Annotated in this window: 4 protein-coding genes; all 4 read right to left on the bottom strand. The window is 36.4% G+C overall.

Going from position 1 to position 4,224, the window contains the following annotated elements; genetic code table 11:
- Nucleotides 1-91 precede the first annotated feature (91 nt).
- Nucleotides 92-367, bottom strand: a complete 276-nt coding sequence (locus E5983_RS08655; protein ID WP_160333438.1) for a hypothetical protein — start codon at nt 365-367, stop codon at nt 92-94.
- Nucleotide 368: 1 nt separating this feature from the next.
- Nucleotides 369-3,125, bottom strand: a complete 2,757-nt coding sequence (locus E5983_RS08650) for an AAA family ATPase (protein WP_331251108.1) — start codon at nt 3,123-3,125, stop codon at nt 369-371.
- A gap of 221 nt (nt 3,126-3,346) precedes the next feature.
- Complete coding sequence (locus E5983_RS08645) at nt 3,347-3,706, bottom strand: hypothetical protein (protein ID WP_160333437.1); 360 nt, start codon at nt 3,704-3,706, stop codon at nt 3,347-3,349.
- 59 nt (nt 3,707-3,765) lie between these two features.
- A partial coding sequence (locus E5983_RS08640) for an LPXTG cell wall anchor domain-containing protein (RefSeq protein ID WP_160333436.1) occupies nt 3,766-4,224 on the bottom strand: 459 nt, incomplete at its 5' end.

The following is a 4,224-nucleotide window of genomic DNA, read 5'->3' as shown; positions in this document are numbered from 1 at the left end:
GAATCCATTTTTATCCTTAGAACAGATTGAACGACAAGAAAAATCATCAGAAATTGCCATTGTTTTTTGGCAATTTCTGATGATTTTTTAGCTATTTACACGGAGTTGTTTGAGGTATGAATAATTTGGGAAAAAGATTTTTCAATGAATTTAAAACCTTGACTTTAATATTACCTTCACTTTTAAATAGTCTATTCTCAACAACAGCTGATTGATTGGAGGAAGTTTGTCTTTGACTATATTCCTCAACAAACTCATTACCATTTTCAGCTTGTTGAGGAGGTGCGACGTAGTCCTTCTCCAATTCTTTAGGTGGATCCACGTAGTCATTTTTAGCACCTGGTGGTTTTACATAATCATCTGGCATTCTATATTTCCTCCCCTACTTTCTTAATATCTTCTCTTGAAATGTTTGCCAAGTCTTTATCCCCGCTCTGAATTAAGCGAGTTGATTGGACACGATTCAATTTCTCATTGAAATTTCGAACCCATCGAGCATTGCTATTATCAGAGCTGCTATGATATTTTTCTTTTACAACTTCTGCATAGAACTCTTCATCAATTTTATAATCAGAAAGTCCTAGCAGACCAATTTGGACAATTTCATCCGGTGTATAATCTTCAAAATCAAAGGATGTTGGAAGGCGACTTTCAAGACCTGAATTTGTTTGTAAGAACTCTCTCATTTCTTTCGTATAGCCCGCAAAAATAAGGACAATATCTTTCCGACGGTCTTCCATAAATTTTAGAATTTCATTTATCGCTTCTTGACCAAAAGTATCATGCTCTCCATTATAGAGTGTATATGCTTCATCAACAAAAAGGACTCCTCCTAGAGCTGATTCCAGTACCTCTCGTGTTTTAGTAGCAGTATGCCCTTGATAACGACCAACTAAATCACTCCGAGAAACCTCGATAAATTTCTTCGTAGCAATGACTCCTTTTTGATAAAGAACCTCACCAATAATTCTTGCTACGGTTGTTTTACCAGTTCCAGGATTTCCTAAGAACAGCGAATGGAGGGTACTATCTTTGATTTTCATACCCATTTCTTCTTTCTGTTTATCAACCTCAACCTGATAGATAAATTCATGGACTTGTTGTTTAACTTTTTCAATACCGATAAGGTTGTTAAGTTTGATTAGTGCATCTTTATCCTCAGATACTTCCTCTGCTACGCCTTTGTTTATGAATTGATCAATATCAGAGTTTAAGATTGTTACTACGTCGTCTGCGTCAGTTTTAACAACACGATGTTGCTGAATCATTTCCAAAGATTCATTGAAATTTCTAATCCAACGACCATTAGATTTGTCCAATGTATTTTTATATGCTTTTGTAACCTGCTTACTATAGTATTCGGCGTCTTCCAAAACAAATTCATCTTTTTTTAGAAGTAGTTCCCCAAGTTGAATAATCTCATTGGTTGTATAATCTTCAAATTCAAAGCGGTTCGGAGCACGTGATACAAGTCCAGGATTCGTTTTAAGGAAACTATCCATTTCTTTGGTATAACCAGCAAAAATCACCATAATCTCATCACGATGATCTTCCATATATTTCATAATGGTATCAATGGCTTCCTGACCAAAATTCACGCTAGCCCCTTTTTTATTTAAGGTATATGCCTCATCAATAAAGAGAACACCACCTCTAGCTTGATCTAAATACTGCTTCGTTTGAATAGCAGTTCCTCCAACATTTTGTGAAATTAGATCTGCTTCTGATACCTCGATAAATTTAAACTCGTTCCCCTGTAATGCACCGTATTGGAAAAGTATTTTCCCTAGCAATCGAGCAACAGTTGTTTTACCAGTTCCAGGATTTCCTACAAATACAGAATTTAAACTAGATTTTTTAGGTTTTAACCCTTGTTCAACACGCTTTTTATTAGCTGCTACCTGAGTCACCATGATATCAATAGTCTCTTTAACACGTTTCAAACCAATTAAACTTTGTAGCTCTTCCATAGGAACGATGTCATCAACAAGTGTAGACTCTTTTTCAAGAACAGTTTTTTTATTTTGAGATGAACTCGCTTCATTAATAAATTTACTTGATTTATCAATCTCTAATTTTATTTGTTCAACAGATCCATTGACATATACCAACTCATTTGTATAGAGGTGAGAATGAGATTTTAAACGAATTACTGCATTAGTAACACTATCTAAGTGTAGTTTATCAGCAATAAAAACAGACCGATCACCCATATATAAATTAATTTTCTTACCCCAGGTTCCTTTTATAAAAACAAGATCTTCAGCTACTAGATAACTGTGATCGTGTAATCCGATTATAGAATCCACAGTGGTATTTTTAATACAGCCCTTTGAATCCCATTGCTTTAGTGATGGAATTTCACTATCAATCAAATTAATTTTTGACCTTGATTTAAGATAAATAGCTGCATCAATTTCAGACTGTGTAACGCCTGTATTTTTCACGTCCAATTCACTATTATCTACCCAAACTGCAGGCCATTGAGACTCTGTCGGAGCTGAACTTTTTATGGTGGAATCTAAAATCTTAAGATTTGAAGCATCTGAAATATGGATTACATTTGATCTATCATAATCCACAATAGAATTTTCTATTTTTAAACTAATATTCTCTCCTACAACTTTACAATTTAATTTTGAATCTTGTATTTCAACTGTTGATTGACCAACAAACTTTAAGCATCTCAATTCTTCAGTCTGAATGACTTCGATATCGCTCAAATAAATAGTTGCTGCTTTCTCTGCATAAATCAAAGTATGTGTATTACCTGGTGTTGTATTTTCTAAAACAATCGTGCTTGCCTTAAGTGTCCCTTGACCTGTTATATAGATGCATGTTCTTTCTCCATCAGGACTCATCCACATATTCTGAATGTTCACTTTAGATTTATTATCAATCAAAAGTCTACCATTAATTCCAGTAGTAAAAGTTCGTCCACCGTTTTCGTTTGCAACTACAACACCTTCAATCGTAATACTCTTGCTAATCCGGTAGAATTTATCCGTCGGAATTGAGTACCAATAACCATCCTCAAATTCTAGGATATCTCCATCCTGAGCTGCTTGGTAGGCATCATCAAAATTCCAGGTATCTGTTCCTGGTCCTACTTTATACCTTGCCACGATTTCCTCCTCTCAAAGTCATTGATTTACTTAGAGGACTCAATCAAAATTCTCTATCCTCATTTCTACGATATCAACTGACAGTTTTACACCAATCGTATTTGCTTCTGTGGCAATTAACTCCTCCATCCTTTCATCTAGAAGAATTATTGCCACAGAAAGTAGAAGCAAATAGATTCCTTACCCTGAGGGCAGAACCAAGTTTTTAAACCTAAATCTGGTTACTCTTTTGCCTTGCGTTTAAAAACCTCACCAGTAAATATTTCAGTTGAGTCACTTATGATTTTTAGTGACCCGTCGACCAATTCATAAGTTAGTTTAGTACCATCATCGACAGTAATCACTTTTTCTTTTTGATCAACGATAATATCAGCAGTAGTCGTAGAGGCTATCATCCCTAAGCCCTTTACTTCTATGACCATTGTACCTTTATCACCATTAATCGTAATCTCTACTGTTTCATCTGTTGAAAGGGGAAGATCTGGATTACCTACGTAAGTTCCATTTACACTATTACCACAAGCAGCCAACAAGAGTAATGACGAGGCTAAGGCTAACCCTATCTTCAACTTCTTTTTCATAATATCTCCTTATATCTATCCAATTAAAGCTCTCTGCAAAGCTCTATCGAATATTTTTCTTAATTCCCCCGCTTCTTCCGACGGCTTTGAACCAAGGTCAGAGTTCCCAATAGCCCAACAGCTCCTGCTGCTAGAGTCAGATTGTCAGATTTTGTCCCTGTTTCAGGAAGGGTCTTAACAGAACTTGTTGCTTTTGCGGAGTTAGCTGAAACAGTTGCTTTTTCTTCCTTAGCCGCAAGTTCGCTCCGGTCTCTTACAGACTCAATTCCCCAGCCCCATGGTGCATTCTTAGGACCTTCTCCTTGCGGTAAAAACTTACTTGCTGGAGCTTGGTCTGCTGGTTTCGATTGATCTTTTGCGTCAGTCGAGGTTTTATCTCTGTCTTCTGGGGCAGTAGCTTCTTCGATTTTCTCATAGACGTAGCCAAAAGAAGGTTGACCCTTGTAGTTTCCTGCTCCGGAGCTTACATGTTTATAACCAGGGATTTCTTTAACACCCGCTTGTCCCTTTTCTTGTGG

The organism is Streptococcus danieliae (genome assembly GCF_009767945.1).
Taxonomy (GTDB): Bacteria; Bacillota; Bacilli; order Lactobacillales; family Streptococcaceae; genus Streptococcus; species Streptococcus danieliae.
Note: the sequence above shows the minus strand (reverse complement) of the source record. Positions and strands in the feature narration are given on the sequence as shown.